The 26,735-nt window shown below is 72.1% G+C and carries 33 protein-coding genes; 21 read left to right on the forward strand and 12 right to left on the reverse strand.

Annotation, left to right across the window (positions count from 1 at the left end):
* Window positions 1–88 precede the first annotated feature (88 nt).
* From R4Z62_RS18260 to R4Z62_RS18285, 6 genes are all read right to left on the reverse strand, one after another.
* Complete coding sequence (locus R4Z62_RS18260) at window positions 89–1,543, reverse strand: HAMP domain-containing sensor histidine kinase (RefSeq protein ID WP_491520357.1); 1,455 nt, start codon at window positions 1,541–1,543, stop codon at window positions 89–91.
* Window positions 1,540–2,289, reverse strand: a complete 750-nt coding sequence (locus R4Z62_RS18265) for a response regulator transcription factor (protein WP_064533870.1) — start codon at window positions 2,287–2,289, stop codon at window positions 1,540–1,542. Before R4Z62_RS18265 ends, R4Z62_RS18260 begins: the two co-directional genes overlap by 4 nt.
* Window positions 2,290–2,421: 132 nt before the next feature.
* The gene (locus tag R4Z62_RS18270) at window positions 2,422–2,661 is read right to left on the reverse strand and encodes a hypothetical protein (RefSeq protein WP_491520358.1); all 240 of its coding nucleotides are present in this window, start codon (window positions 2,659–2,661) and stop codon (window positions 2,422–2,424) included.
* 113 nt (window positions 2,662–2,774) lie between these two features.
* A complete protein-coding gene (locus R4Z62_RS18275; protein WP_491520359.1) occupies window positions 2,775–3,977 on the reverse strand; it encodes a S1C family serine protease in 1,203 nt (400 codons plus the stop codon).
* Between the two features lie 131 nt (window positions 3,978–4,108).
* Window positions 4,109–5,131, reverse strand: a complete 1,023-nt coding sequence (locus R4Z62_RS18280) for a LacI family DNA-binding transcriptional regulator (RefSeq protein WP_078510108.1) — start codon at window positions 5,129–5,131, stop codon at window positions 4,109–4,111.
* Between the two features lie 117 nt (window positions 5,132–5,248).
* Window positions 5,249–6,034, reverse strand: a complete 786-nt coding sequence (locus R4Z62_RS18285) for a response regulator transcription factor (RefSeq protein WP_491520360.1) — start codon at window positions 6,032–6,034, stop codon at window positions 5,249–5,251.
* A gap of 238 nt (window positions 6,035–6,272) precedes the next feature.
* Between R4Z62_RS18285 and R4Z62_RS18290 the strand changes: the two genes are divergently transcribed.
* The 8 genes from R4Z62_RS18290 to R4Z62_RS18325 all read left to right on the forward strand — a co-directional run bounded on the left by R4Z62_RS18290 (window position 6,273) and on the right by R4Z62_RS18325 (window position 11,742).
* Window positions 6,273–7,235, forward strand: a complete 963-nt coding sequence (locus R4Z62_RS18290; RefSeq protein WP_491520361.1) for an alpha/beta hydrolase — start codon at window positions 6,273–6,275, stop codon at window positions 7,233–7,235.
* 46 nt (window positions 7,236–7,281) lie between these two features.
* The gene (locus tag R4Z62_RS18295) at window positions 7,282–7,536 is read left to right on the forward strand and encodes a MoaD/ThiS family protein (RefSeq protein WP_064533866.1); all 255 of its coding nucleotides are present in this window, start codon (window positions 7,282–7,284) and stop codon (window positions 7,534–7,536) included.
* 3 nt (window positions 7,537–7,539) lie between these two features.
* Window positions 7,540–8,904, forward strand: a complete 1,365-nt coding sequence (locus R4Z62_RS18300) for a hypothetical protein (RefSeq protein ID WP_491520362.1) — start codon at window positions 7,540–7,542, stop codon at window positions 8,902–8,904.
* A 189-nt stretch (window positions 8,905–9,093) separates the two neighbouring features.
* Window positions 9,094–9,819 carry an LmeA family phospholipid-binding protein gene (locus R4Z62_RS18305; RefSeq protein WP_064533864.1) on the forward strand — a complete coding sequence of 242 codons (726 nt, stop codon included), beginning with the start codon at window positions 9,094–9,096 and terminating at the stop codon, window positions 9,817–9,819.
* Window positions 9,820–10,006: 187 nt separating this feature from the next.
* Entirely contained in the window at window positions 10,007–10,087 is an 81-nt protein-coding gene (locus R4Z62_RS18310; RefSeq protein ID WP_350751515.1) for an Ms5788A family Cys-rich leader peptide, read from the forward strand.
* Window positions 10,088–10,211: 124 nt separating this feature from the next.
* Entirely contained in the window at window positions 10,212–11,057 is an 846-nt protein-coding gene (locus R4Z62_RS18315; RefSeq protein ID WP_064533863.1) for a sulfurtransferase, read from the forward strand.
* 42 nt (window positions 11,058–11,099) lie between these two features.
* A complete protein-coding gene (locus R4Z62_RS18320; RefSeq protein WP_004986406.1) occupies window positions 11,100–11,387 on the forward strand; it encodes a DUF1416 domain-containing protein in 288 nt (95 codons plus the stop codon).
* Window positions 11,388–11,484: 97 nt separating this feature from the next.
* Entirely contained in the window at window positions 11,485–11,742 is a 258-nt protein-coding gene (locus R4Z62_RS18325) for a DUF3099 domain-containing protein (RefSeq protein ID WP_026252680.1), read from the forward strand.
* A gap of 38 nt (window positions 11,743–11,780) precedes the next feature.
* Here R4Z62_RS18325 and R4Z62_RS18330 read toward each other — a convergent pair whose 3' ends face one another.
* Window positions 11,781–12,143 (reverse strand): DsrE family protein, encoded by a 363-nt coding sequence (locus R4Z62_RS18330; RefSeq protein ID WP_491520363.1) that lies wholly within the window; start codon window positions 12,141–12,143, stop codon window positions 11,781–11,783.
* Window positions 12,144–12,237: 94 nt separating this feature from the next.
* Window positions 12,238–12,624, reverse strand: a complete 387-nt coding sequence (locus tag R4Z62_RS18335; RefSeq protein WP_491520364.1) for a hypothetical protein — start codon at window positions 12,622–12,624, stop codon at window positions 12,238–12,240.
* A gap of 185 nt (window positions 12,625–12,809) precedes the next feature.
* Between R4Z62_RS18335 and R4Z62_RS18340 the strand changes: the two genes are divergently transcribed.
* From R4Z62_RS18340 to ygfZ, 6 genes are all read left to right on the forward strand, one after another.
* Window positions 12,810–13,652: a helix-turn-helix domain-containing protein gene (locus R4Z62_RS18340; protein WP_491520365.1), complete on the forward strand. Its 843-nt coding sequence runs from the start codon at window positions 12,810–12,812 to the stop codon at window positions 13,650–13,652.
* Window positions 13,653–13,660: 8 nt separating this feature from the next.
* Window positions 13,661–13,999 (forward strand): DUF397 domain-containing protein, encoded by a 339-nt coding sequence (locus R4Z62_RS18345; RefSeq protein ID WP_491521891.1) that lies wholly within the window; start codon window positions 13,661–13,663, stop codon window positions 13,997–13,999.
* A gap of 75 nt (window positions 14,000–14,074) precedes the next feature.
* A complete protein-coding gene (locus tag R4Z62_RS18350) occupies window positions 14,075–14,362 on the forward strand; it encodes a DUF397 domain-containing protein (protein WP_491520366.1) in 288 nt (95 codons plus the stop codon).
* A gap of 225 nt (window positions 14,363–14,587) precedes the next feature.
* Complete coding sequence (locus R4Z62_RS18355; RefSeq protein WP_064533860.1) at window positions 14,588–15,163, forward strand: heme-binding beta-barrel domain-containing protein; 576 nt, start codon at window positions 14,588–14,590, stop codon at window positions 15,161–15,163.
* 31 nt (window positions 15,164–15,194) lie between these two features.
* Window positions 15,195–15,632 (forward strand): Fur family transcriptional regulator, encoded by a 438-nt coding sequence (locus R4Z62_RS18360; RefSeq protein WP_018568780.1) that lies wholly within the window; start codon window positions 15,195–15,197, stop codon window positions 15,630–15,632.
* A gap of 10 nt (window positions 15,633–15,642) precedes the next feature.
* On the forward strand, window positions 15,643–16,608 hold the full coding sequence (gene ygfZ / locus R4Z62_RS18365) for a CAF17-like 4Fe-4S cluster assembly/insertion protein YgfZ (RefSeq protein ID WP_064533859.1): 966 nt from the start codon (window positions 15,643–15,645) through the stop codon (window positions 16,606–16,608).
* Between the two features lie 18 nt (window positions 16,609–16,626).
* Here ygfZ and dtd read toward each other — a convergent pair whose 3' ends face one another.
* On the reverse strand, window positions 16,627–17,052 hold the full coding sequence (gene dtd / locus R4Z62_RS18370; RefSeq protein ID WP_064537508.1) for a D-aminoacyl-tRNA deacylase: 426 nt from the start codon (window positions 17,050–17,052) through the stop codon (window positions 16,627–16,629).
* Window positions 17,053–17,201: 149 nt separating this feature from the next.
* Between dtd and R4Z62_RS18375 the strand changes: the two genes are divergently transcribed.
* The 3 genes from R4Z62_RS18375 (at window position 17,202) to R4Z62_RS18385 (ending at window position 20,506) form a co-directional block, all read left to right on the forward strand.
* Window positions 17,202–17,885, forward strand: coding sequence for an RsiG family protein (locus R4Z62_RS18375; protein ID WP_064533858.1), 684 nt, complete (start codon window positions 17,202–17,204; stop codon window positions 17,883–17,885).
* A 93-nt stretch (window positions 17,886–17,978) separates the two neighbouring features.
* Window positions 17,979–19,244 (forward strand): GNAT family N-acetyltransferase, encoded by a 1,266-nt coding sequence (locus R4Z62_RS18380; protein ID WP_491520367.1) that lies wholly within the window; start codon window positions 17,979–17,981, stop codon window positions 19,242–19,244.
* Between the two features lie 347 nt (window positions 19,245–19,591).
* On the forward strand, window positions 19,592–20,506 hold the full coding sequence (locus R4Z62_RS18385) for a winged helix-turn-helix domain-containing protein (RefSeq protein WP_491520368.1): 915 nt from the start codon (window positions 19,592–19,594) through the stop codon (window positions 20,504–20,506).
* An 18-nt stretch (window positions 20,507–20,524) separates the two neighbouring features.
* Here R4Z62_RS18385 and R4Z62_RS18390 read toward each other — a convergent pair whose 3' ends face one another.
* Window positions 20,525–20,713 carry a hypothetical protein gene (locus R4Z62_RS18390; protein WP_064533855.1) on the reverse strand — a complete coding sequence of 63 codons (189 nt, stop codon included), beginning with the start codon at window positions 20,711–20,713 and terminating at the stop codon, window positions 20,525–20,527.
* A 150-nt stretch (window positions 20,714–20,863) separates the two neighbouring features.
* Between R4Z62_RS18390 and R4Z62_RS18395 the strand changes: the two genes are divergently transcribed.
* The 3 genes from R4Z62_RS18395 (at window position 20,864) to R4Z62_RS18405 (ending at window position 23,865) form a co-directional block, all read left to right on the forward strand.
* A complete protein-coding gene (locus tag R4Z62_RS18395) occupies window positions 20,864–21,742 on the forward strand; it encodes a winged helix-turn-helix domain-containing protein (protein WP_491520369.1) in 879 nt (292 codons plus the stop codon).
* Window positions 21,742–22,461: an HAD family hydrolase gene (locus R4Z62_RS18400; RefSeq protein WP_107440636.1), complete on the forward strand. Its 720-nt coding sequence runs from the start codon at window positions 21,742–21,744 to the stop codon at window positions 22,459–22,461. Before R4Z62_RS18395 ends, R4Z62_RS18400 begins: the two co-directional genes overlap by 1 nt.
* Window positions 22,462–22,674: 213 nt before the next feature.
* A complete protein-coding gene (locus R4Z62_RS18405) occupies window positions 22,675–23,865 on the forward strand; it encodes a phosphotransferase (protein ID WP_491520370.1) in 1,191 nt (396 codons plus the stop codon).
* Here the strand turns inward: R4Z62_RS18405 and R4Z62_RS18410 are convergent.
* Window positions 23,799–24,674, reverse strand: a complete 876-nt coding sequence (locus R4Z62_RS18410; RefSeq protein ID WP_491520371.1) for a nitroreductase/quinone reductase family protein — start codon at window positions 24,672–24,674, stop codon at window positions 23,799–23,801. The genes R4Z62_RS18405 and R4Z62_RS18410 overlap by 67 nt on opposite strands.
* 254 nt (window positions 24,675–24,928) lie before the next feature.
* On the opposite strand from R4Z62_RS18410, the gene R4Z62_RS18415 reads away from it, so the two are divergent.
* Window positions 24,929–25,576, forward strand: coding sequence for an RraA family protein (locus R4Z62_RS18415; protein WP_491520372.1), 648 nt, complete (start codon window positions 24,929–24,931; stop codon window positions 25,574–25,576).
* Window positions 25,577–25,751: 175 nt separating this feature from the next.
* On the opposite strand, the gene R4Z62_RS18420 is transcribed toward R4Z62_RS18415, so the two are convergent.
* Window positions 25,752–26,732 (reverse strand): TniQ family protein, encoded by a 981-nt coding sequence (locus R4Z62_RS18420; RefSeq protein ID WP_491520373.1) that lies wholly within the window; start codon window positions 26,730–26,732, stop codon window positions 25,752–25,754.
* Between the last annotated feature and the right edge of the window lie 3 nt (window positions 26,733–26,735).

Here is a 26,735-nt window from a genome sequence, read left to right on the forward strand (position 1 = left end):
GGACATAGAGGCACCCCCCCACAGCCTGCCGTCCACGCTCAGGGTCCCACCCTAGAAGAGACCACTGACAGCGGGTCATCCCCGCAGGTCACGGCAGTTCGGGCGGTGGAGTGGGCGCCCCCGGGAGGCGGATCGTGGCGATCATGCCGCCGTCGGGTGCCGGGGTGAGGGCGACCTCGCCGCCGGACTGCTGGACGGTGCGGGCGACGATGGAGAGGCCGAGGCCCGAGCCGGGCAGGGCGCGGGCGCCGGGGGAGCGCCAGAAGCGGTCGAAGACATGCGGGAGTTCGTCGGCCGGGATGCCGGGCCCGTGGTCGCGGACGGTGAGGACGCCGTGGGAGAGCCGGACCTCGACCACGCCGCCCTCGGGGCTGAACTTCACCGCGTTGTCGAGGATGTTGACGATCGCGCGTTCCATGGCCGCCGGTTCGGCGCGGACGAACCAGGGCTCGACGTCGGCGGTGATGGTCAGCTCCGGGCCGCGCAGCCGGGCGCGGCGCAGCGCGGACTCGACGGTGTCCTGGAGCGCGATCACCTGGACGCGTTCGCCGCGCTGGCCCTCGGGGCGGGACAGTTCCTGGAGGTCGCCGATCAGCGCGGCCAGCTCGGTCATCTGGGCCTTCACCGAGGCGAGCAGCGCCTTGCGGTCGGCCTCGGGCAGCGGGCGGCCGGTCTCCTCGCTGCGGGTGAGCAGTTCGATGTTGGTGCGCAGCGAGGTCAGCGGCGTGCGGAGTTCGTGTCCGGCGTCGGCGATCAGCTGCTGCTGGAGGTCGCGGGAGGACGCCAGGGACGCGGTCATGGAGTTGAAGGAGCGGGACAGGCGGGCGATCTCGTCCTCGCTGTCGTCCTCGACCGGGATGCGGACCGCCAGGTCCTCGGTGCGGGCCACGTGCTCGACGGCCTCGGTGAGCTTGTCGACCGGGCGCAGACCGGCGCGGGCCACCGCGAGCCCCGCGGCACCGGCCCCGACGACACCTATCCCCGACACGAGCAGCAGCAGGAGCGCCAGGTCGTTGAGGGTCTTGTCGGTGTCCTTGAGGGGCGAGGCGATCAGCAGCGCGTGGCCGGGGTAGATCTGCGGGCCCGCCGGGGAGGCGATGAGCAGCGGGGAGGCCAGCACGCGCACCGGGTCGCCCTTGGTGTCGGTGCTGTCGTGCAGCGTCGACAGGCCCCGGTCGGCGTTCTGGGCGATGGCGGTGTCGGTGCCCGTCACCTTGACCGTGCCTACGGAATTGTCGAAGACGCAGGTCCGGCCGGCGGAGTCGATGATCTGGACGTAGTAGTCGGTGGAGCCGGGGCCCCGTTCGTCCGTGCTGCCGGGCGTGTTGCTGCAACTGGCGAGGAGGTTCTGCACGCTGCGCGAGCCCACCGGGCTCGTGGCCGCCCGCAGGTCGTCGTCGATCTGCTGGATCAGTTTCCCCTGCACGATGAACCAGCACGTCACCGACACCGCGGCCACCCCGAACGCCACCGCCGCCGCCACCAGCAGCGCCAGTCGCGAGCGGATCGGCAGGGAACGGAAGCGGCGCAGGGCCCTGCTCACTCCGCGCCGCCCTGCCGCAGGACGTAGCCGACCCCGCGCACCGTGTGCACCAGGCGCGGCTCACCGCCCGCCTCGGTCTTGCGGCGCAGGTACATGACGTAGACGTCGAGCGAGTTGGAGGAGGGTTCGAAGTCGAAGCCCCAGACCGCCTTCAGGATCTGCTCACGGGTGAGCACCTGGCGCGGATGGGCCATGAACATCTCCAGGAGGGTGAACTCGGTGCGGGTCAGCTCCACCTGGCGCCCGCCGCGCGTCACCTCACGGGTCGCCAGGTCCATGCGCAGATCGGCGAAGGCGAGCACGTCGCCCTCGTCGACGGAGGCGTCCACGGCCGCCGCGTACGAACTGCGGCGCAGCAGCGCGCGGATCCGGGCGAACAGCTCGTCCAGCTCGAAGGGCTTGACCAGGTAGTCGTCGGCCCCGGCGTCCAGGCCGGTGACCCGGTCGCCGACCGTGTCGCGGGCCGTCAGCATGAGGATCGGGGTGGTGTCGCCGGCGGCGCGGATCCGGCGGGCGGCGGTCAGGCCGTCCATACGGGGCATCTGGATGTCGAGGACGACCAGGTCGGGCCGGTAGGCGCCCGCCTTCTCCAGGGCGTCGGCGCCGTCCACGGCCACTTCGGTGCCGTACCCCTCGAAGGCGAGACTGCGCTGGAGCGCCTCGCGCACCGCGGGTTCGTCGTCGACGATCAGGATGCGCTGGGAGACTCGGTCGCGGTCGTCGCGGTCGCCGTCGGCGGGACTCATCGGTGGTGGTTCCTCGGATTCCTCGGGGCAGTCCGGACCCGGCGGGACGACCGGCCGGTCGCTCCCCGGGCCCGGGGTGGGCTGCTCCCAGATTCCCATGTCCGGCACCTGTCCCGTGCGCCGCGCGTCCGCTCAGGCCGCCACGGCCGTCAGCCGGCCCAGGGGCACCTTGTGCCGGTGCGGGCGGTCGGCGGGCATCCGCAGCCCCATCAGGTGCGGTACGGCCACGGAGCCGGCGGCGGCCTCGGGGGCGCGGCGTGCGGGGATGCCGGGGCCGGGGGCCGGGGCCGTACCGCGCGCGGGGGCGCCGGTGGCGGGAGCGTGGGCGGTGGCGTTCTTCGGGGTCCTCGCGTGGATCAGCTGCTGGATCATGGCGTGCTCCTTGTCGTGCGGGATGCCGTGGTGCCTGCGCGTGTCCCTTCTCGCGGTGCGGTGGGCGGGGCGGCGGGCGGGTCCCGAGGGGGCGCCGCCGTGGCCCGCCGGTGTCAGTTCTGGGCGCCGGAGCGCAGCTTGGCCAGGTCGGCCTTGACGGTGTCGATCGGGATGGCGAAGCCGAGTCCGACGCTGCCGGCGCTGGAGGAGTCACCCGAACCGGACGTTGCCGCCGAGTACATCGCCGAGTTGATGCCGATGATGTTGCCCGCCGCGTCGATCAGCGCGCCGCCGGAGTTGCCCGGGTTCAGGGACGCGTCGGTCTGGATGGCCTTGTAGGTGGTGGTGGAGGAGCTGGTGTCGCCGTTGAAGTGCCGGCCGCCGAACTCGAACGGCCACTGGCCGTCGCCCTGCCCCTGACCCTGGCCCTGACCCTGGCTCTCGTCGGTGGACACGGTCACGTCGCGGTTGAGCGAGGAGACGATGCCGCTGGTGACGGTGCCGGTCAGGCCCTCGGGGGAGCCGATCGCGACGACCTGGTCGCCGACCGCCACGGCGCTGGAGTCGCCCAGCGCGGCGGGCTTCAGCCCGGAGGCGCCCGCCAGCTTGATCAGGGCGAGGTCCTTGGAGCTGTCGGTGCCGACGACCTGCGCGGTGTACGTGTCGCCGTTGCTGGTCCGCGCCTTGATCGTGGAGGCGCCCGCTATCACGTGGTTGTTGGTGACGATCTCGCCGCCGCTGCTGATGATCACACCGGAACCGGTGGAGGTCCCGTTGCTGAGTGTCGCGGTGATCTCCACGACGCTGGGGCTGACCGCCTTGGCGATCGCGGCGATGCTGCCGCGCTGGCTGGAGGGCACCACGTTGGTGCTGGTGGTTCCGGCGGCGACCGTGTCCTTGCCGGTCAGCTGCTGGAAGGCGTAGGCGGTGCCGCCGCCGACCGCCGCCGCCGCGATCGCCACGGCGGCGAGCAGCGCGAGCGGTCCCTTGGCGCGCTTGCGGGGGGCGGGCGGGGGACCGGCCGGGGCGGTGGGCAGGAGAGCGGTGCCGCCGTCATGGCCGCCGAAGCCGTGACCGCCGTAGCCCTGCCCGCCGTGGCCGCCGTAGCCGTCATGACCGCCGTGGCCGCCGGTGGCGTACGCCGGGGGAGTGGCCGGGGCGTACGCCGGCGGGGGCGGCCACTCCGGGTTCACCGGGCTCGCGGAGGAGGCGGCGGACCGGTGCGGGTCCGCCGGCTGCGCGAAGGAGGCGGTCGGGGTCTGTGCGTCACCCTGGGAGTACTCGTACTCGCCGCTGCGGCGGATGCTCTCGGTCATGTCATTGAGAGTGTCCCGGGATCATGAGAGCTTCGTGAGTCCCCCCTGAAAAGCCCGACAGAACCTCGTATGCCCGATATAAAGGCGCCTCGGGCGGGGGCGGAAAGGAGAGAGGACCGGCGGGCGGGCCGTCAGCCGCAGCCGCAGGAGGCGCGCACCACCAGCCGGGAGGGGAACACCCGCAGCCGCTCGCGCCGCGAACCGGTGACCCGCACCCCGTCGTCCAGGACCAGGTCCACGGCCGCGCGGGCCATCGCGGAGCGGTCGGAGGCGACCGTCGTCAGCGGCGGGTCGGCGAGCGCCGCCTCCTTGATGTCGTCGAACCCCGCCACGGCCAGCTCGCCGGGGACCTCGATCCGCAGCTCGCGGGCGGCCCGCAGCAGGCCGATCGCCTGGTCGTCGGTGGAGCAGAAGACCGCCGGCGGCCGGTCCGGTCCGGCCAGGACCTCCAGGCCGACCCGGTAGGCGTCGTAGCGGTTGTACGGCGCCTCGAACAGCCGTCCCTCGGTGGACAGCCCGGCCTCGGCCATCGCGCGCCGCCAGCCCTCGACGTGGTCGGAGACCGGGTCACCCACGGCGGGCGTGTCCGCGGTGCCGCCCATGCAGGCGACGTACTCGTACCCGTGTTCCAGCAGGTGGCGTACGGCGAGCTGGGCGCCGCCCAGGTCGTCGGTGACCACGGCCACGTCGTCGATGGCCTCGGGCCGCTCGTGCAGCAGCACCACGCGGGCGTCCCAGGCGTCGATCTCGGCGGCGGCCAGGTCGTTCAGCGCGTGCGAGACGAGGATGAGGCCCGAGACGCGCATCCCGAGGAAGGCCCGCAGATAGTGGACCTCGCGCTCGGCCACGTAGTCGGAGTTGCCGACGAGGACCATTTTCCCGCGCTCGGCCGCCGCCCACTCGACCGCGTGCGCCATCTCCCCGAAGAAGGGCTGGCGGGCGTCCGGGACGATCAGACCTATCAGGTCCGTGCGCCGCGAGGCCATCGCCTGGGCGACCCGGTCGGGCCGGTACCCCAGCTCCTTGATCGCGGCGAGGACGCGCTCGCGCGTGGCCGGGGCGACCGGCCGGGGTCCGTTGTTGATCACATAGCTGACCACGGCGGTGGAAGTCCCCGCCAGTCTCGCCACGTCGTCCCGAGTCACCTTGGCCACGCGCGGAGTCTACGCGGATGGATCAGCCCCGGGCAGGGCTTGTCACGGCATGGATGTGCAACCGCAACGTCCCGCCCGCGGGGACGGGTGGCGGCACGCCGCCCCCGCGCCCCCGGCTCACGCCTCGGCGCGGACCGGTTTCCCCTGATTCCCCGCGCCCTCGACGTCCTCCGGCTGCGCCTTCGCCGTGCTCGCCGCGTTCTCCGGCCGCTTCTCCGCCCTCTTCTCCGGCTTCTCCGGGGTGACGAAGCGGTAGCCGACGTTCCGTACGGTGCCGATCAGCGACTCGTGCTCGGGTCCGAGCTTGGCGCGCAGCCGCCGTACGTGGACGTCGACCGTGCGGGTGCCGCCGAAGTAGTCGTAGCCCCAGACTTCCTGGAGGAGCTGGGCGCGGGTGAAGACGCGGCCCGGGTGCTGCGCCAGGTACTTCAGCAGCTCGAACTCCTTGAAGGTGAGGTCCAGCACCCGGCCCTTGAGCTTGGCGCTGTAGGTGGCCTCGTCCACGGACAGGTCGCCGTTGCGGATCTCCGTCGGCGAGTCGTCGTCGACGAGCTGCCTGCGGCCCAGCGCGAGCCGCAGCCGGGCCTCCACCTCGGCGGGACCCGCGGTGTCGAGCAGGACGTCGTCGATGCCCCAGTCGGCGGTGACCGCCGCGAGGCCGCCCTCCGTCACGACGAGGACCAGCGGGCAGCCCGGTCCGGTGGAGCGCAGCAGCTGGCACAGGCTGCGCACCTGGGGCAGCTCGCGCCGCCCGTCGACCAGGATGACGTCGGCGCCCGGCGTGTCGACGAGCGCGGGGCCCTCGGCCGGGGCCACCCGCACCTGGTGCAGCAGCAGACCGAGGGCGGGGAGCACCTCGGTGGACGGCTGGAGGGCGTTGGTCAGGAGCAGCAGTGAACTCATCGTGACCACCCCGTCCGGGCCGTCCGCCTCGTATGGTCGTACACGGTTCGCTCGTCCATGGCCTCTGGTTCCTCCTCGGGGTCCCGGCGCTGGGGTACCGCCCGCGTGTCAAGAGCCACCGCGCCCCGGCGACCGGCGTACACCTGCGGTTTCCCGCGTCGTATACAACGCCCGCCGAAAGCACAAAAGGACCCGGGGGCTTCGCTGCCCGAGTCCTCTTCCCAGCAGAATAGCCGACATGAGCGGGGATACGGCAGGTCATGTGGCGCGTCCGACGATCGTCCCGGACTCCGAGACGCCGCCCCGTACGCAGGTCAGAAGGTTTGTGCGGGCGGCGGACGGGGTGGCGGTCGACGCGCTGTACGAGCCGGGCGCCGCCGGACGGACCCGCCGGGACCCCGCCGGAGAGCCTGTGGCGGTCGGGACCGCCGGGACGGCCGGGGCGGCCGAGACCGCTGAGGCGGCTGAGGCGGACGTGCCGTCCGGTGCCGCGGCCCCGCGCCCCGTCTTCGTGATCGCACATGGTTTCACCGGTGATCTGGATCGCCCGCACGTGCGTCGTATCGCGCAGGTGTTCGGTGAGTACGGAGCCGTGGTCACCTTCTCCTTCCGCGGCCACGGCGCCTCCGGCGGCCGTTCGACGGTCGGTGACCGGGAGGTGCTGGACCTCGCCGCGGCGGTGGCGTGGGCACGGGGCCTCGGGCACGCGCGCGTGGTCACCGTCGGCTTCTCCATGGGCGGCTCGGTGGTGCTGCGGCACGCGGCGCTGTACGGCCCGGAGGGCGGCGGCGCCCGGGGGCGTGCGGCGGAGCACACCGACGCCGTGGTCTCCGTGAGCGCCCCGGCGCGCTGGTACTACCGGGGCACGGCCCCCATGCGCCGGCTGCACTGGCTGGTCATGCGCCCCGAGGGCCGCCTGGTGGGCCGCTACGGCTTCCGTACCCGGATCCACCACCGCGCCTGGGACCCCGTCCCGCTCTCCCCGGTGGAGGCGGCGGCGCGCATCGCGCCCGTACCGCTGCTGATCGTGCACGGCGACCAGGACGCCTACTTCCCCCTCGACCACCCACGGATGCTGGCCGCGGCGGCCGGTGACCACGGCGAACTCTGGGTCGAGCCGGGCATGGGCCACGCCGAGAACGCCGCCCCCGGGCCCCTGCTGCACCGCATCGCGCGCTGGGCCGTCGCACGGGCGGGCTAGCCTGACCGTGTTCATTGCCGGTCCGACACCGAGTATCGAGGAACGAATGGCAAAGGTCACGGTGCGCTACTGGGCCGCGGCGAAGTCCGCGGCCGGGGTCGCCGAGGAGCCGTACGAGGCGCAGACGCTCGCCGGTGCGCTCGACGCGGTGCGCGAGCGGCACCCCGGCGAGCTCTCCCGCGTCCTGCGGCGCTGCTCGTTCCTCATCGACGGTGACCCCGTGGGGACGCGCGACCATGAGACGGTACGGCTGACCGAGGGCGGCACGGTCGAGGTGCTCCCGCCGTTCGCAGGAGGGTGAGCGATGACCGACCAGCCGTATGAGGGCGCCGGGTACGGCGATCCCCGCCAGGGTGCCCCGGAGGGCTACGACCCCTACGCGCACCAGCAGAACGGGCAGCGGTACCAGCAGCAGCCCGACGGCCGGTACGACCGGTACGGGCAGCAGTACGGCCAGCAGTACGGTCAGCCGCACGGGCAGTACGACCAGTACGACCAGTACGGACAGCAGGCCGCCCAGCCGCAGCAGGTCTGGCCCGGCCAGGGGCAGCAGCCGTACGCCGATCCGTACACCGCTCCCCAGAGTCAGGACCACAGCCAGAACCAGGACCAGAGCCAGGGCTACGGCCATGGCCAGGACCTGGACCACACGCAGCAGTGGCAGGGCCAGACCTGGGACACCCAGACGCACGGGCAGCCCGTCGTCACCGCGCGGGAACCGGCCCCCGCGCCGGAGTCCGCCGCCGCGCGGACGGCCTACCTGCCCCCGCTGGCCCACCCGGAACCCCAGCACCAGCCCCAGCCCGCCGCCCCGGCCCCCGAAGCGGCTCCCGCCCAAGCCCCCGCCCCGGCCGGTGAGGGGCCGGGCGCCGGCTCCGGCTACGGCCCCGCCACAGTCGGTGGCAACACGCGCGTCACCGACGCCCAGCGGGCCCGCGCCGAGGGCCGCTCGCCGATCATCGACCCCGGCATGCAGCCCGCCGGGCTGACCGCGCTGCTGGGCCTGCTGCTGGCCGGCGCGGCCGAGGCCGGCACATACGCGCTGCTCGTACCGCTGGTGGTGCTCCAGGCCGTGACGGCGGCCGGCTGGTTCCGGCTGAACGGCATGTGGCCGGCCCGCCAGGGCATCGCCCTCGCCTTCGCGGGCGCCCTCGTCTCGGACGCGGCCGTGCTCGGCGCGGGCCGGGCGCACGCCCCCGCGGCGATCCTCGGCACGCTCGGCGTCTGGGTGCTGCTCTCCCTGGTCCTGCAACTGCGCTCGCACGCCGAGCCGGACGAGCGGATGTACGGGCTGATGGCGACCGTCGCCTCGGCGGCGCTGGCGATCCTGGCGACCGGCTATCTGGGAGCCGGTGCGGACGCGGTCGCGGTGGGCGCGGTGGCGGTCGCGGCGGCCGTGGTGGCGCGGGCGCTGCCGTTGCCCGGTGCCGCCTCGGTGGTGGTCGCGCTGCTCGCGGCGGCCGGTGCGGGCATCGCGGTGGGCGGTCTGACCGGGCTCGGCGCCCGGGGCGCGCTGCTCGGCGCGGGCGCGGGCGTGTGCGCGCTGGTCGGGCACCGGGTGGCCGCCTACGACTACCCCTCGCGTTTCGTGCACTTCACCGCCGGGGTGGCGCTGCCTCTGTCGGCGGCGGCGCCGGTGGTGTGGCTGCTGGGGCGCGCGCTGGGCTGAGCGCACGGGCCGGGCGCTCAAACTGGGTGCTCGGGCCGGGCGCAGCGCTGGGTGCTCGGGCCGGGCGCGCCTCGTAACAGCTGGTAACAGCTGGTCGACAAAGTCCGGGTCGGGCCCGCCCGGCGGGTTACGCTCGCGCCTGACGGCCGTCCGGGGCCGTCGGGAACCGCCGAGTGGGGGAAGCACGGGATGCGCGCGCTGCGAATACTGCTGATCGTCGTCGTGGTCCTCGGCGTGCTCTTCACGGTGGCCGACCGGGTGGCCGTGCACTTCGCCGAGCAGCAGGTCGCGGACAAGCTGCGGGAGACGGAGCACCTGCCGAGCAGCCCGGACGTGTCCATCAAGGGCTTCCCGTTCCTGACCCAGGTGGCGGGCGGGAAGCTGGACGACGTCGAGGTCGGCATCGAGCACTACGAGGCGGACGGCGGCGAGCGGGGGCAGAAGATCCGGATCGACGACCTGAAGGCCGACATGAGGGGCGTCGAGTTCTCCGGGGACTACAGCTCCGCCACGGCCGCCGACGCGACCGGCACCGCGACCATCGCCTACGCCGAGCTGCTGAAGACCGCCGGGGCCGAGTCCACCCAGGTGCTGCCGGGGGTGACCACCCGGGTGGTGGGCCTCGCGGACGGCGGCAACGGCAAGATCAAGGTGACGGTGAAGGTGTCCGCGCTGCCCGCCCCGATCCAGGTGCTCAGCTCCGTCAGCGTCGAGAACAACAAGGTGCGCGTCAAGGCCGACGGCCTGCCGGACCTGGCCGGTCTCGCGCTGGCCGAGGGCCGGATGCGGTCGGTCACCGACTTCCAGCAGGCCATCGACCAGCTCCCCGGCGGCATCCGGCTCGCCTCGGTGCGGGCCGCGAAGAACGGCGTCGAGATCACGGTGAAGGGCTCGAAGGTCAAGCTGGCCGGATAGCGTCCGACTGGCGAGACACGCCCGTCCGCACCGCAGATGGACACCCGGCGCCGACCGGGGAACCGCCCGCCCCGACCCCGTACCCGCCGTTACGTCACCACCCCTCCATCCCGCATTGCGGACGATCCCGTCTCATCATGCGACATGCCGGTGACATGGCCGCCTGTCCCTCCCTACGATCGAGGCCATGAAGCGACAGGCGGATCTCACCAAGCGGCGGGCAGTGGACCTGTGCCGCGTTGCCGCCATGCTCTGTCGCCCCTTCTGAGCGGACGCCCCGCGAGGCTCCGCGTCTCCCGCCCGCCTGCCGGGCCCCCTCATGCGCCGCTCGCCCCGCGAGCGCGCAGCCACGCACTCTCACGCCCCCGCGACTGCCCCGGAGGAGATGGAACATGAGCCGCAGCGACGTACTGGTCGATGCCGACTGGGTCCAGGAACACCTGGACGACCCGAACATCGCCCTCGTCGAGGTGGACGAAGACACGTCCGCCTACGAGAAGAACCACATCAAGAACGCGATCCGCATCGACTGGACCAAGGACCTCCAGGACCCGGTCCGCCGTGACTTCGTCGACCAGGAGGGCTTCGAGAAGCTCCTGTCGGAGAAGGGCATCGCCAACGACACCCTGGTGATCCTCTACGGCGGCAACAACAACTGGTTCGCCTCCTACGCGTACTGGTACTTCAAGCTCTACGGCCACGAGAACGTCAAGCTGCTCGACGGCGGCCGCAAGAAGTGGGAGCTGGACGCCCGCGAGCTGGTCGACGGCACCGACGTGCCCGAGCGCGCGAGGACCGCGTACAAGGCGAAGCCGCAGAACACCGCGATCCGCGCCTTCCGCGACGACGTGGTCAAGGCCATCGGCGCGCAGAACCTGGTCGACGTCCGCTCGCCCGACGAGTTCTCCGGCAAGCTGCTCGCCCCGGCCCACCTGCCGCAGGAGCAGTCCCAGCGTCCGGGCCACGTCCCCTCCGCCAAGAACATCCCGTGGTCCAAGAACGCCAACGACGACGGCACCTTCCGCTCGGACGAGGAGCTGAAGGCCCTCTACGCCGACGAGGACGTCGACCTGGGCAAGGACACCATCGCCTACTGCCGCATCGGTGAGCGCTCCGCGCTGACCTGGTTCGTGCTGCACGAGCTGCTGGGCGTGGAGAACGTCAAGAACTACGACGGCTCCTGGACCGAGTACGGCTCCCTGGTGGGTGTGCCGATCGAGCTGGGCTCCGGCAAGTAACCGCCCGACCGACCTCTCAAGACCTCTCTTCAGGAGTACGCCATGTGTGGAGCGAAGGCCGGCGGCCCCGACGCCTCGACGATCAAGCCCGGTGAGACGACGATCCAGGGGCAGGTGACCCGCGACGGCGAGCCGGTGACGGGCTACGTGCGCCTGCTCGACTCGACCGGTGAGTTCACCGCGGAGGTGCCGACCTCCGCCACCGGCCAGTTCCGGTTCTACGCGGCCGAGGGCACCTGGACCGTGCGCGCCCTCGTTCCCGGCGGCACCGCCGACCGTACGGTCGTGGCGCAGCAGGGCGGCCTCGCGGAGGTCGCGATCGCGGTCTGAGACCGCCGAGCACGCGGAGGGCCGCACCCGGGGTTGGACGCCAGGGGTGCGGCCCTCCGGCCTGCCCGCGCGGGCCCGGCGGACCTACCCTGGACACATGTACGCACGCCGTCGTCACGCGTATTTCGCCATGATGGGCACCTGCATCGGGCTGTTCGTCCTGGCCTGGGGAGTCGTGCGCATCTGGTCCGTGCCGGCCGCCGTCGGCATGTGCCTGTTCGCCATGGTCATCCCGCCGGTCGCCGCCATGGTCGCCAACCGACGCGGCCCCGAGGACCGCTGGTGGGACGACCCGTCCGGCGACCCGAAGTCCGACGAGTGGTGGGACGAGCTGGACGGCAAGAAACGCCACTGACCGGCGGTGCCTTCAACGCGCGGGGTGCGCGGGGCCGCTCAGTAGACGAGCGCCTGCGTCCCGTCCCCCAGCGCCTCCTGCACGAAGACCTGCGCCCCGGCGATCCGCACGCCGTCGATCACGTCCCGCTCGGTGATGTCCCGGCGGGCCGCGCACTGCGTGCACAGCGTGATCCGCCCCGCCGCGAGGATCGCGTCGATCAGATCGGGCAGCGGCGCCGCGTGCGGCAGCTCGAACTCGGCCGCCCGCCCCGGCAGCGCGAACCACGACGACTCCCCGGTCAGCCACAGCGACACGTCCACCCCGCTGGCCACGGCCACCGACGCGACCGTGAACGCCTGCGAGCACCGCTCGGGGGCGTCCGCCCCGGCCGTCACCTTGATCACGAGCTTCTTCGCCATGCCGGAAGCGTAGTCGCCGCGATCGCCGCGAGCAGACCCGCGAGGCTGAGCACGATCAGTACGGCGGACCAGAAGGCGTCGTCCCGCCGCCGGCTCATGCCGGGTGCTCCTGCCGCTTGTGCCGCCGCATCAGGACGTGCGCGTCGGTCTCGGCGCTGCCGTCGCTCTCCGCGCGGGCGGCCAGCCGCTGGGTGTTCAGCTCCTCGCAGACCGCGCAGCCGCGCACGGGCAGCGGCGGGCGGCTCAGGTCGTCCGGGACTTCGGTGCTCCTCCGGTTGGCCGCCCGCACACCGGCGGTCAGCCGCTCGTCGGGCGTCGCGGGCCGCAGTGCGGCGGGATCGGCCTGCCACTCCCGGCCACCCCCGACGGGCCGGAGCATCGCGTACGGGCCCGAGCGGTCGCGGTACTCGCCCACCTGGGCGCGTGCCGGGTCGTAGAGAAGCGCTCCGGGCTTGAAGGAAGCCGATGGCTCCGTCCTCATGATGCGCGCCTTTCATCCAACTTCTATACAGATTGCGACAGTTGAGTTACTGTGCGCAATATGGGCTGTACCGAGCATGGCGCAGCGACGGGGGCGGCACACCGCTGACGAGCGGTTCTTCGTCGCCCCGGAGCGTTAGTTCCACAAATTCCACAGCGCTTGTCGCGGAGGGGACGGAGGATGCGATGCCGCCGAGGCGGGTGATCACGGGCCGGAGCCAGGAGCCGAGGCAGCGGTTCGCGGAGGAGCTGCGGTTACTGCGGGCGGCGAAGGGGGATTCGCTGCGCGAGCTGGGCGAGAAGGTCGGCTGGGACTGGTCCCTGTTCGGCAAGATGGAGAACAGCCACACGCTGGGCAGCCCCGAGGTGGTCCAAGCGCTCGACCAGTACTACGGGACACCGGGCCTGCTGCTGGCCCTGTGGGAGCTGGCGATGGCCGACCCGACGCAGTTCAAGGAGCGGTACCGGCGGTACATGGTGCTGGAGGCGGAGGCGGTGAGTATGTGGCATTACGCGACTTCGAACCTCCCTGGAGTGCTCCAAACTCCTGAATATGCCCGAGAGCTGCTCAGAGCTGGCGGTCTCAGGGGTGAAGAACTGGATGCCCAGGTTGAGGCGCGCATGGGGCGTCGTGAGTTGCTGCTCACGGATAGCGCGCCACAGTTCCGCACGCTCCTCTCCGAGACTGTGCTGCGTACTCCGCTTCAAGACGCCGGAGAGTGGCACGCGCAGTTGGAACATCTTGATGCCATGGGGCATCGCTTGAACGTCATCGTCCAAGTGCTGCCGTGGTCAGCTGGCCTACACGGGCTGTCGAACACCGACACCATGTTTCTGCGGGGCTCGAATGGCCAGACCGTGGCATGGGTGGAGACCGGCTACTCGGGCGAGTTGGTCCAGGAAACAGCAGCCGTCGAACGTCTCCAGCTCCGCTACGATCGGGTACGCGATTTGGCCCTGTCTCCGGGCGAGTCGCGGCAGTTCTTCGAACGGATGCTGGAGGAAGCGCCATGCGAGCCATTGACCTGAGCACAGTGATGTGGCGCAAGAGCAGCTACAGCAATCAGGACGGCGGACAGTGCCTGGAGGTCTCCGACGACCTCCTGAACACCGCCGAGTGGCGCAAGAGCAGCTACAGCAATCAGGACGGCGGACAGTGCCTGGAGGTCTCCGACGACCTCCTGAACACCGCCGAGTGGCGCAAGAGCAGCTACAGCAATCAGGACGGCGGGAACTGCGTGGAGGTCGCCCGCAACCTCCCCTCCCTCGTCCCGGTCCGGGACAGCAAGGACCCCGCCAGGGGTGCCCTCCTCTTCGAGGCGGCGGCCTGGCACGGGTTCGTGGACGGGGTCAGGGGCGGCGGTCTGCGGGGCTGACCCCGTAGGGCCCGCCTCGAAGGGAGAGCCCGGACAGTCACGGCAGTTCTTCGAACGGATGCTGGAGGAAGCGCCATGCGAGCCATTGACCTGAGCACAGTGATGTGGCGCAAGAGCAGCTACAGCAATCAGGACGGCGGAGCCTGCGTCGAGGTCTCCGACGACCTCCTGAACACCGCCGAGTGGCGCAAGAGCAGCTACAGCAACCCGGACGGCGGGAACTGCGTGGAGGTCGCTCACAACCTCCCCTCTCTCGTCCCGGTCCGGGACAGCAAGGACCCCGCCAGGGGCGCCCTCCTCTTCGAGGCGGCGGCGTGGCACGGGTTCGTGGACGGCGTCAAGCGCGGGGGCCCGCGGGGCTGACCCCGCACAGCCCACCTCGAAGAGAGGGCCGGGCCCCGGCCGACTAAGCTGGGGTCCGGCCCTGAGTACGTACGTACCGCACCGCGCTCGACAAGGAGCACCCCGTGGAGATCTTCTTCGAAACCCTGCTGGTCCTGGTCTGCGTCGGCGTCCTCGCCTTCGCCTACCTGACCGTGAAGAAGCTGTACCAGGGCCAGCGCTGACCACGTCCAGGAGTCCCCGCTCATGATCGAGATCCCGTCCGACCTCCACAAGGACCTGGTCCCCCTCGCGTTCCTGCTCGGCGACTGGGCCGGCGCCGGTGTGCACGACTTCCCCGGGTCCCAGAAGTGCAACTTCGGCCAGGAAGTCTCCTTCACCCATGACGGGCGGGACTTCCTGGAGTACCGCTCGCACACCTGGGTGCTGGACGACGAGGGCAACAAGGTGCGCCCGCTGGAGTCCGAGTCCGGCTTCTGGCGGATCGACGCCGAGCGCAAGGTCGAGGTCACGATGACCCGCGACGACGGCGTCATCGAGATCTGGTACGGCGAGATGGCCGACAAGAAGCCGCAGATCGACCTGGTCACGGACGCCGTGGCCCGCACCCCCGCCTCCGCCCCCTACACCGGCGGCAAGCGGCTGTACGGCTACGTCAAGAGCGACCTGATGTGGGTCGGCGAGAAGCAGACCCCCGAGGTCGAGCTGCGCCCCTACATGTCGGCCCACCTCAAGAAGGTCGTCACCCCGGAGGAGGTCGAGCGCTGGGCCAAGGCCCTCCCCGACGACCTCCCGGACGACGGCATCGCCTTCTTCAAGTAGGGCCCCCGGCCCCAGGGCCTAGACTCGTGGTGTGGTGAGCACCGACTGGAAGAGCGACCTCAGGCAGCGCGGCTACCGGCTGACGCCGCAGCGGCAACTCGTGCTCGAAGCCGTGGACACCCTCGAACACGCGACCCCCGACGACATCCTGTGCGAAGTGCGCAAGACGGCGTCGGGGGTCAACATCTCCACCGTCTACCGCACCCTGGAGCTGCTGGAGGAGCTGGGCCTGGTCAGCCACGCCCACCTCGGGCACGGTGCGCCGACCTACCATCTGGCCGACCGCCACCACCACCTCCACCTGGTCTGCCGCGACTGCGACAACGTGATCGAGGCCGATGTGGAGGTGGCCGCCGAGTTCACCGCGAAACTGCGGCGGCAGTTCGGGTTCGACACCGACATGAAGCACTTCGCGATCTTCGGCCGCTGCGCGGACTGCTCACGGAAGGGCGCGGACCCGGCGTCGTAGGCTTGCCCGTATGAAGAGCCCCCTGCTGTCGCTGCCCGGCGCCGTCCCCGCCGAAGGCGTGGACGAAGGCGTCGCCGCGCACTACGGCGACCTGTTCCGCGAACAGCGCTCTCTCGCGGACGGCGCCGGTTTCGTGGACCTGTCGCACCGCGGTGTCGTCGCCGTCTCCGGCGAGGACCGGCTGAGCTGGCTGCACCTGCTGCTCACCCAGCACGTCAGCGATCTGCCCGCCGGCCGGGCCACCGAGGCGCTGATCCTCACCGCCCACGGCCATATCGAACACGCGCTCTATCTGGTCGACGACGGCGAGACCGTCTGGGCGCATGTGGAGCCCGGCACCCAGGAGGCGCTGATCGCCTACCTGGAGTCGATGAAGTTCTTCTACCGAGTCGAAGTCGCCGACCGCACCGCCGACTTCGCCGTGGTGCACCTGCCGGCCGGTTCGATCGCCGGGGTCCCCGAGGGCGCCGTCGTCCGGGAGACCCCGTACGGCCGTGACCTGTTCCTGCCCCGCGAGGACCTGGAGTCCTACGCCGCCGAGGCCGGGCCGCCCGCCGGGATCCTCGCCCACGAGGCGCTGCGCGTCGAGCAGCACCGCCCGCGCGTCGGCTTCGAGACCGACCACCGCACCATCCCGCACGAGCTGGGCTGGATCGGCACCGCCGTGCACCTCCAGAAGGGCTGCTACCGGGGACAGGAGACGGTCGCCCGGGTGCAGAACCTGGGCAAGCCGCCGCGCCGCCTGGTCTTCCTCCACCTCGACGGCAGCGAGGTGCACCTGCCCGCGCACGGCACCGAGATCCGGCTCGCCGACGAGGGCCCGGACGGGCGCCGCGTCGGCCAGATCACCACCTCGGCGCGCCACCACGAGCTGGGCCCGGTCGCCCTCGCCCTGGTCAAGCGGAACGTCCCGGTGGACGCCCGGCTGATGGCGGGGGACACGGCGGCGGCCCAGGAGACCGTCGTCGAGCCGTAGGCTTCCGCGCCACCTGGCTCAGATCTCCAGCAGGACGGTGAACGGGCCGTCGTTCGTCAGCGACACCCGCATCCGCGCGCCGAACCGGCCCGTCGCCACCGTCGCGCCCAGCGCGCGGAGCTGCGCGACCACCTCGTCGACGAGCGGCTCGGCCGCCGCGCCGGGCGCCGCCGCGTTCCAGGTGGGGCGGCGGCCCTTGCGGGCGTCGCCGTAGAGCGTGAACTGGCTGATCACCAGCAGCGGCGCGCCGATGTCGCTGCACGACTTCTCGTCGTGCAGCATCCGGACCGACCACAGCTTGCGGGCGAGCTGCGCCGCCTTCTCCTCGGTGTCCTCGTGGGTGACGCCGACGAGGACGCACAGCCCCTCGCCCTCGATCGCCCCCACCGTCTCGCCGTCCACGACGACACTCGCGCCGTCCACCCTCTGCACCACTGCACGCATGCCGACCATGATGCCCGACGTCCATATCGTGCTTCTTTATGCTTCGTAACCCCCCATCTGGGGCGGATCGGGGGCACTCGGTCACATACTGGCCACTCGGGGTGGCACGATGCTTCCGTACGCGCCGGTCGAGGGGACGGTTGAGGCGCATGAGCACATCGAGTACCGAGCAACAACCGCAGTCCGGGGCGGTGCCGCCGCTGTGCGCGGCGGTCGCGGAGCCCACCGCCCACCGGCCGCCGGTGCAGCGTACCGACAGCCCGCCCGTGGTGGACCCGCGTCCGGCGCGGGAGGAGGATCCGGCGGACTGCGACCTGACCGTGCTGAGCCTGCCGGAGCTGCGCGCGCTGCGCCGGGCGGCGCAGCGGGACGAGGCCGACCTGAGCTATGTGCGGCGGCTGCTCCAGGGGCGGATCGACATCCTGCGCGCGGAGCTGGCGCGGCGGGGCTGCCGGGACCGGCTCTCCGAGGGCGAGGCCGGGTTCGTGTCGGCCGTGGAGGGCGCCGGGGCGTCCGTCGTCGAGCGGCTGGCGGAGATCCTGCGGGACGCGCCCGCCCGGCAGCGCTCCTCGGCCCGGCACGTCACCGTCGGCACCCCGTACGGCGAGGAGTACCGGCGGCTGTCCGCCGAGATGCTCGCCGAGGTCGAGCTGTCCGACCTGGACGCGCGCACCGACCTGGAACTGGGCGCGGGGATGGCCCGGCTCGTGCGCTACGAGCAGCGGGTGTCCGTCCGCCGCCACCGGCTCCAGCGCACCGCCGACGGATGCAGCGCGGAGATCGCCCGCAGATACCGCGACGGCGAGGCCCAGGTGGACGACCTGCTGCTGTGATCCCGGGGGGCGCGCGCGGGCCGGGGCGCGCGTCCGCCCCGGCCGCCGGAAAAGCCCGCGACACCTCCTGTCCGTACGGCCTACGGTCGGACCATGGCCACCGGCGAGCAGTTCCCCCTCGATGTCCGCCCCGTCACCGAGGCGGAGATCCCCGACTGGATCCGCGCGCTGAACACCGGGTTCCTGCGCAGTCCGGAGGTCTCCGACGCGGAGATCGCCGACCGCCGTTCCTACCTCGAACCGGCCCGGACGCTGGGCGCCTTCGACCGGGGCCGGTGTGTGGCGACCTTCCGGTCCTTCGCGCAGGAACTGACCGTGGTCGGCGGCGCCACCGTCCCCGCCGACGCCGTCACGAGCGTCACGGTCACCGCCACCCACCGCCGCCGCGGCCTGCTGACCCGCATGATGGCGCGGGACCTGTCGGCGGCCCGGGAGCGCGGTGACGTCGTCGCCACGCTGATCGCCGCCGAGTACCCGATCTACGGCCGCTACGGCTTCGGTCCCGCCACCTGGGCCACCGAGTGGACGATCGACGTGCCCCGGGCCGGCCTCGACGCGCGCCGCCCGGCCCCGGACGGCGGCGGCCGGGTCGACCTCGTGGACGCCGACGACGTCCGCAAGCTCGGCCCCGAGCTGCACGAGCGGCTGCGCCGCGTCCAGCCGGGCGCGATCGACCGTACGGAGCGCTGGTGGCAGGTGAACACCGGAGCGGTGCGCCTGGACCGCAGTCCGTGGACCGAGCCCTTCCACGCCGTGTACCGCGCGGCGGACGGCACGGTCGAGGGGCTGGCCGCCTATGTCTGCGACGACACCTGGACGGACGCCAAGCAGCCGCTGAACACCGCGACGGTGAAGAGCCTGATCGCCGTCTCCCCGGCCGCCGAGCGCGCGCTCTGGCTGCATGTGTGCGCGACGGACTGGGTGGTGAAGGTCAAGAGCGGCCGGCGCGCCCCGGACGACCTGCTCCCCTTCTTCCTGCCCGACCCGCGCGCCGCCGTGATCACCACCCAGGCCGACTGGCTGTGGGTGCGGATCCTGGACGTCGTACGGGCGCTGGAGGCGCGCACCTACGCGGGGCGGGGCTCGCTGGTGCTGGAGATCGCGGACGAGGCGGGCGGCTGGGCGCGGGGCCGCTGGCTGCTGGAGGCGTCGCCCGAGGGGGCGTCCTGCGCGCCGACCGCGCGCTCCGCCGATCTGGCGCTGGACGTCCGGGAGCTGGCGCCGCTGTGGCTCGGTGACGAATCGGCGGTGCGGCTGGTGGCGCTGGGCCGGGTCCGGGAAGAACGAGCGGGCGCCGCCCGGCTGGCCGACGCCCTGCTCCGCACGTCCCGGCGACCGTGGTGCCCGGACATGTTCTGAACGCTCCTTCCCGCCGGTGACCGAGGCAGGGGTGACGCATCCGTAGCGTGCTGTTCTGTTGTGGCTGTGCGGGTGGACCTTCTTCAGTTGTGGCTGTGCTGTCCGCGCCCTCGGCGCGGCTGTTCAGTTGTGGCTGTGCGGCGCCGCGACCGTGCTCCCGGCTCCCCTCCGGAGGGAAACGCGGTCCGGCGTCGTTCTCATGTCACCGTGGAGCCAACCAGCCGAAGCTCCGACCAGGTCGGCCGAGTTGGCTGCCAACTCTACTTTTCTTATCTCCACTTGGGCGCGACTTATAACCACCTTCCAGGGAACTGCCCCAAGATGGCGGGAAGTTGTACGGTGCGGACGTGGACCCCGAACACGCCTTCGGCCCGGGGCGGCAGAGCACCCCGCGACAGCGGAGACCGCCGCGCGAGGTGGCCGACGAACTGCGGCAGCGGATCAGGAGCGGCGCGCTGCCCCCGGGCGCGCGGCTGCCCGCGCAGGCGGTGCTGGCCGCGGAGTTCGGCGTCGAGCGCGCGACCGTGCGGCAGGCCCTGCGCACCCTGGCGGCGGAGCACCTGCTCTCCCAGGTCACCCGGGGCAGACCGGCGTTCGTCACCGGCCACCCGGAGCGCGGCGGGGCCGGTGTCCCCGCGCCCCCGCTGCCCACCACCGCCGCGCTCGCGCCCCGGATCACCGCCGCCTTCGCCGCCCCCCATGTGCGGGTCGACGCGCTCTGCCTGACCGCCGTCTCGCTGACCCTCGCCCTCGGCGAGCCGCTGCGCCAGATCCACGCCGGACGGCTGAAACCGGCCACGATCGACGTGCGGGTGCTGGTGCCGTCGCGGAACATCCCGCTGGCCTTCCCGGTGTCCGCGGAGGGCCGGGGAAGGGGCGGGCGGGACGACGCGGTGCACCGGCGCTGGCTGGAGATGCGCAACGCCCAGGGCCGGGTGCTGCGGCACAATCTGCTGTCCCTGCGCGCCACCCACGGCATCGACGTGCGCGTGACCTTCCGCGCGCTGCCCTTCACCCCGCCCGTCAAGCTCTACCTGCTGGGCCGCGCCGAGGCGCTGTTCGCGTACTACACCGTGGGGCGCCGCGAGGAGGAGATCGACCACGCGCCCCGGCCGCTGTACGACGCGCAGGGCACCCGGTCGGTGCTGTTCTCCTTCACGGCGGGCGCGGGCCCGCGCGACACGGCGTTCGTCGGGCAGTCGCGGCTGTGGTTCGACGCGCTGTGGGGCACGATCAGCTCGGAGCTGACGCTCACGGGCTGACCGCGCCCGGCGCCCGGCTCACAGGGCGGGCCCGGCGAGCAGCAGCGCCAGGAGCACCGCGCCGGCCGAACTGACCGTGTGGTTCTTCGCCTTGGTGCCGACGGTGAGCAGCACGAGGCCGACCATGCCCGCGGCGCCGTACCGCCACTGGACGAACTGCTCGAAGCCGACGGCGAGGACGGCGGAGACAAGAGCGAGGACGGGCACGGTGGTTCCCCCTTACCTACCTGGCTGGCCGGAAAACTCCCACCAACTCCCCCGAGTTGGCAGCCAACTCACTTCTAGTTGTCCCCACTTGGTCGATACCGATAAACAAGTTTCGAACAACTCCCGCCAGGTGGATCAAAGTTGTACCGTTTGGTCGTGACCCATGAGGACCTGGCCGTGGACGGCAGTCGGAGACGCTCTCCGCAGGAGATCGCCGACACCCTGCGCGAGCGGATCCGCGCGGGCGAGCTGAGGCCGGGCGACCGCCTGCCCACCCAGGCCGAACTCGCCGAGGAGTTCGGCGTGGAGCGCGGCGCCGTGCGCCAGGCCCTGCGGTCACTGCAGAGCGACGGCCTGCTCAGCAACGTCAGCAAGGGCAGCCCGCCGAGGATCGCCGACGCCGCCCCCGTACGCGAGGAGCCGCAGCCGACCATGGTCGGCCTCGCCCCCCGGCTGACCGAGGTGTTCGCCGGCCGCCGGGTGCGCATCGACGTCGTCTGCCACACGGCGGAGACCCTGATGGTGGCCATGGGCGAGCCGCTGCGCCTCATCCACGAGGGCCGTATGCGCCCCGACTCGATCGACGTACGGGTGCTGGTGCCCTCCCGGAACATCGCGCTGGCCTTCCCGGTGTCCGTGACCGGACCGGGCGAGGACGACGCGGTGCACCGGCGCTGGCTGGAGATGCGCAACGCCCAGGGCCAGGTGCTGCGGCACAATCTGCTGTCCCTGCGCGCCACCCACGACATCGACGTGCGCGTCACCTTCCGCGCGCTGCCCTTCACCCCGCCCGTCAAGCTCTACCTGCTGGGCGGCGAGGAGGCCCTGATGGGCTACTACACCCTCACCCGGCGCGCGGAGGACTGGGGCGAGCAGACCCTCGACATGTACGACGCCCTCGGCTCCAAGTCCCTGCTGTTCTCCTTCGCCAGACGGGCCGGGCACCGCGACGCCGCGTTCGTCGAGGAGTCCCAGAAGTGGTTCGACGCCCTCTGGGAAACCATCACCACGGACCTGACACTCTCCTAGTGACTTCTGACACGACGCAGACGGAGAGCAGGGCGCTGCGGGAACTGGTCTCCCGGGCGCAGGTGGTCCTCTGGGACTTCGACGGCCCGGTCTGCCGGCTCTTCGCGGGGCACTCGGCGGAGCGGGTGGCGCACGGCCTGCTGGACTGGCTCGGCGAGCAGGGCCTGCACGGACTGCTGAGCGAGGCCGAACGCGAACCGCTGGACCCGCACGCCCTGCTGCGCGCGGTGGACCGCCGCCGCCCGCGCAGCGACCTGGTGACGGAGCTGGAGGAGCGCCTCACCCAGGAGGAGCTGAAGGCCGCCGCCAGCGCCATGCCGACCCCGTACGCCGATCCGCTGATCCGCACCTGGACCGCCGTCGGCGCCCGGCTCGCCGTCACCAGCAACAACTCCCCGGCCGTGGTGCGCGCCTACCTCCAGGGCCGCGGACTGCTGCCCTGCTTTGCCCCGCACCTGTACGGCCGCACCGCCGAGCTGCACCACCTCAAGCCCCACCCGCACTGCCTCCAGCGCGCGCTGAACGCCATGGGCGCGGCCCCCGCCTCCGCCCTGATGATCGGCGACACCCCCACCGACCTCCGGGCCGCCGAGCGGGCGGGCGTCCCCTTCCTCGGCTACGCCCGCAACCCGGGCAAGAGCAAGATCCTCGCGGCGGCGGGCGCGCGGATGATCGTCCACTCCTTGGACACCCTGCTGGCGGCGCTGCGCCCCGCGTGACCTCGGGCGGGGAGCGCGACGGGGGCGTACGGGGGGCGCGTCGGGGCCCGGAGGACGGGACACGAGTGAGACGCGAGAGGTTCGCTGCGCGCCGCGTGCCGGGTGGGGGTAGCGTGTTCCCACTTCTGCACCCTTCGGAGGGGTTCGCCCCTTCGGCAGGGCTCGTTCCTCAGAGGGTCCACGCAGAGGGTTCACGGCGAGAGAGAACGGGCGATGCCGCTCGAACTGGCTTCCAGCGCCCGGCTGCACGCGGTCGGGGCGAGTGGTGACGAGAGCAGGGTCGAGGGACCGCTGCGGGGCTACCACCACGAGACCTATGTGTTCCCGCTGGCGGGCGAGGCGGGCGCGCTGCGCCCCGGCCGGTGGAAGTGCCGGGAGCCGCGCGGCGACCTGCTCTGGTTCGACCGCCGCTGCTTCGCCTCCGAGGAGCAGCTGCTGTCCGCCCTGCGGGGGCGGATCGGCCGGATTCCGGAGCTGGTCGAGGTCGGCGGCACCCGGCTCCAGCGGTTCGTCGAGGGCCGCACGCTCGGCGCGCTGTGCCCCTCCGGCAACGCCGTACCGGGCGATCTGTTCCGGCAGACCGCCGCCCTGTTCGGCGAACTGATCGCGGTGACCCCGGGCATGCTCGCCGTGGAGCGCCGCTGCGCGGCCGAGGACCGCCCGGCCGACGGGGACACCGCCGCCTTCCTGGAGCGGCTGGTCCTGTTCGCCGAGGAGCGGGTCTACGCCCGCAACCTCGCGGAGTTCGGCGGCCTCTTCACCGATCTGCGGATCGACGCGGAGGTGTTCAAGCGGCTGCGCAAGCACCTCAAGGGGCTGCGCGAGCGCCCGTTCTGCCTGCTCCACGCCGATCTGCACCGGGAGAACTTCATCGTCGACGCGGAGCGCCGGCTGTGGACCATCGACTGGGAACTGGCCATGCTCGGCGACCCGCTGTACGACCTCGCCACCCATCTGTACCTGATGCGCTACCCGCGCTGGCAGGCGCGCCGGATGACGCAGGCGTGGTGCCGCACCGCCGAGGCCGTACGCCCCGGCAGCTCCCGCGGCTGGGAGCACGACCTCGGTCTGCTCGTGGACTTCAAGCGGGCCCAGTCGGTCTTCACCGACGTGATCCGTACGGCGCTGTCGCTCGGCTCCGGAGCGGAGCCCGACCGGCGCGGCCTCGCCGCGCTGGGCGGCAGGCTGCACCGGATCCTGGCGGCCGCCGCCCTCCCGCTGGCGCTGGAGTCGGTGCCCTCGCCCGCCCGCGTCGCGGCCGCCCTCGCGCGCTGGCACCGTACGCACGGACGGCACGGACCGCACGGACCGCACGCGCGCCCGCTGCCGTTCCGAGGTCAGGCCGGAGGGCCGGACGCACCAGGACCGGCATCGAGCAGGGGCAGCAACTGCTCCTCTTCGTAGGTGAGATGCGCCTCCAGCTCCTCGGTCAGCCGGACCACCTCGGCGCGGGCGTCCGCCGCGCCGCCGTCACCGGACCCGGCGCCCGAGACCGCCCGCCGCAGCCGCTCCACCAGCTCGGCGATCCGCACGTGCTCCGCGCGCAACCGGTCGAGCACCGGGCCGTGTTCCGGATGCCGCTCGGCGAGGAACGGGAACAGCATCGTGTCCTCGCCGGTGTGATGGTGGTGCAGGCCCCGGCAGAAGGTGAGGCAGTTGACGCGCAACTGGGCGCCGAGCGTGCTGCCGCCGCCGGTGGTCATCTCCCGGCGTATCAGCGCGAGTTCGCGGCGGAACGCGTCGTGCACCACCTTGATCGCCGCACCGGGCGAGGAGGCGTTGACCGGCGGCGGTCCGCCGCGCCCGGCCTCGTACAGGGCGACCACGGGAATGATCCGCTCGGTCTTCTCCTGGTAGGCGGCCCAGCCGGGATCGGCCTCCACCGCCCGCGAGAAGGCGCGGTCGCGCTCCTCGCCGGCCAGTACCACCGCCCGCGCCTCGTAGGTGAACGCGCCGCTCTCCACGGTCGCGCGCGGATGGGCGAGGAGGTTGCGGTACCAGTCCGGGTGCCGGGGCGAACCGCCCGCCGAGGCGATGACCAGGACACGGTCGCCGCCGTCCGGGAGGTAGCCGACGGGGGTGGTGTGCGGGGCGCCGCTCCGGGCGCCGGTGGTGGTCAGCAGGAGCAGCCGGGCGTGTTCGAAGGGGCCGGTGAGCCGGCCGCGGTGGGCGCGGAACTCGTCGATGACGTGCTGGTTGAAGTCGTTGGGCATGCGGTGGGGTGTCTGCTTTCTCCGTCGTGGGCTTCCGGCGCGCTGCGCGCGCCTCGCGGTGCTGTGTGGAAGACACGGAGAAAACGGCGGGCTCCGGGCCCGCCCGGACCTCACTCGGAGGCCGGGTACCCGACTCGCTCACGGCACAAGGCCGACCCGGCAGTCATACCGTCGACCGTAGCGGGCCGGCCGGGCGCGGGCAACGTACTTCTGCCGGACGCCTCTTGGGAGTACGGCGGACTAGGGTCACCCGCATGACCGACGCAGAGACGACCACCGCAGCCGACTTCCGGGACGTCCCCACCACCACCCTCGCCGACCTGCTGGGCCGCGAGCACGTCATCGACCCCGGGATCCACCCGCTGTGGCAGCCGGTGCCGCGGGTGGCGGGACCGGCGTTCACCGTGCGGTGCCCGCCCGGGGACAACCTCATGCTGCACGCCGCCATCCACCGCGCCGCGCCCGGCTCGGTGATCGTCGTGGAGTCCGGCGACCGCGAGTACGCCCTCGCCGGCGGCAACGTGTGCGCCGTGGCGCGGCGGCGGGGCATCGCCGCCTTCGTCGCCGACGGCCTCGTCCGCGACCTCGCCGAGGTGCGCGAGCTGGGCTTCCCGGTCTTCGCCCGCGGCACCGTCCCGGTCCCCGGCGCCAAGTCGGCGGTACGCCCCCTCAACGAGCCCGTGCGCTGCGGCGGTGTCCTCGTCGCTGCGGGTGACGTCGTCGTCGCCGACGAGGAGGGCACCGTGACGGTCCCCGCCGCCCGCACCGCCGAGATCCTCACCGCGGCCCGCGCCCGCCTCGCCGAGGAGGCCGCCCAGTCCCTGGACGCCTGGGAGAAGGACCACCGCACCCGCATCGACACGATCCTCGCCGCACAGGGCTTCCAGGAGAGCTTCGAGTAGACCGCTGTCCGTTCCCAAATGATCTGAATGGGCGAGGTGTCTCTGAGCTGGGCCTTGTCAGTTCTGCTGGGACGGCTCCGAAGCTGACCGGCCCAGCGGATCTGAACGGTGATGAGCCTGAGCTGGGACCGTCCCACTCATTCTGTCTGACCGCGTAGCTGTGGCCTGGTGTCTTTCAGTTCTGCTGGGACTCATCCCGCAGGGCGTCGTGGTCCTCCGGTGTCATTACGAGCATCAGAGACCTTCCCAAGGACTCGGTCCAGCGGAAGAGGGCGTCGTTGGAGAAGGTGTGGGAGTGGATCCTTTCGCGAAGGGTGGGGACGCTCAGCCGGTGCTCGGCCTCTGTGTAGACGGCGTCGATGGTGCGCCGGTGCTGGCTGAGGTTCGCCCATCGACGAGGCGCCCGTAGTGCCCGCCAAGCAGGATCGGCCACCATGCCCAGCAGCGTGACGAATTCTGGATAGGTGGCGATGTACTCCCGCTCGTCGACGCGTCGCCTGATGATGTTCCCGTAGATGGCTTCCTTGGGAGGGAGCTGGGCGAGGCGGTCATTCCAGCGTGAGAGCAGATGAGGTTGGTTTTTGTTCAGGAGCCAGGAGCGGACCAAGTGCTGCGCTTCCTTCGTCGCTGCTTCCAGGGTGTCGGGGAAACGGCGGGCGATCCGTCGGTGTCGGAGCTCAGCGGTGATGAGCTCTGGGAGGTGGCCGACGCGGTAGTGGCGATTGCCGTCGACCCAGGTGCCGTGTCGGCGGCAGAGCTGGAGATCGGCGGGGCGGTGGGCGAGGACGGGCCCGGTGATCCCGCGCCGATGCATGCAGTGTGAGCAGGCGACGTAGAGACGCCGACGGTAGCGGACGACGTCACCAGCGGTGCGCGCCTCAATCCTGGCGATTGCTGGTAGCAGCATCCGGAGGGTCTCGGGCGCAAGACCCGTCAGGATGGCCAGCCGTGGCAGAACCATCGGAGTCCAGCGCCATAGCGTGTCTGTCCGCTTGCCGACCTGCGCGTTTTTGAACGGTGTGAGGGTTTTCGCCAGTTGGCCTGCCGTCACTTGGTTGGCGGCGGCGAGGCGGTGCAGATACCAGCCGAAGACCTCCCCGTGGACCGGTGGCAGAGGAAGCGGCAGCAGTCGGGCCGGGGTTTCCCAAGGCTCCATTGC

The sequence above is a fragment of the Streptomyces sp. PL-25 genome (genome assembly GCF_058344915.1).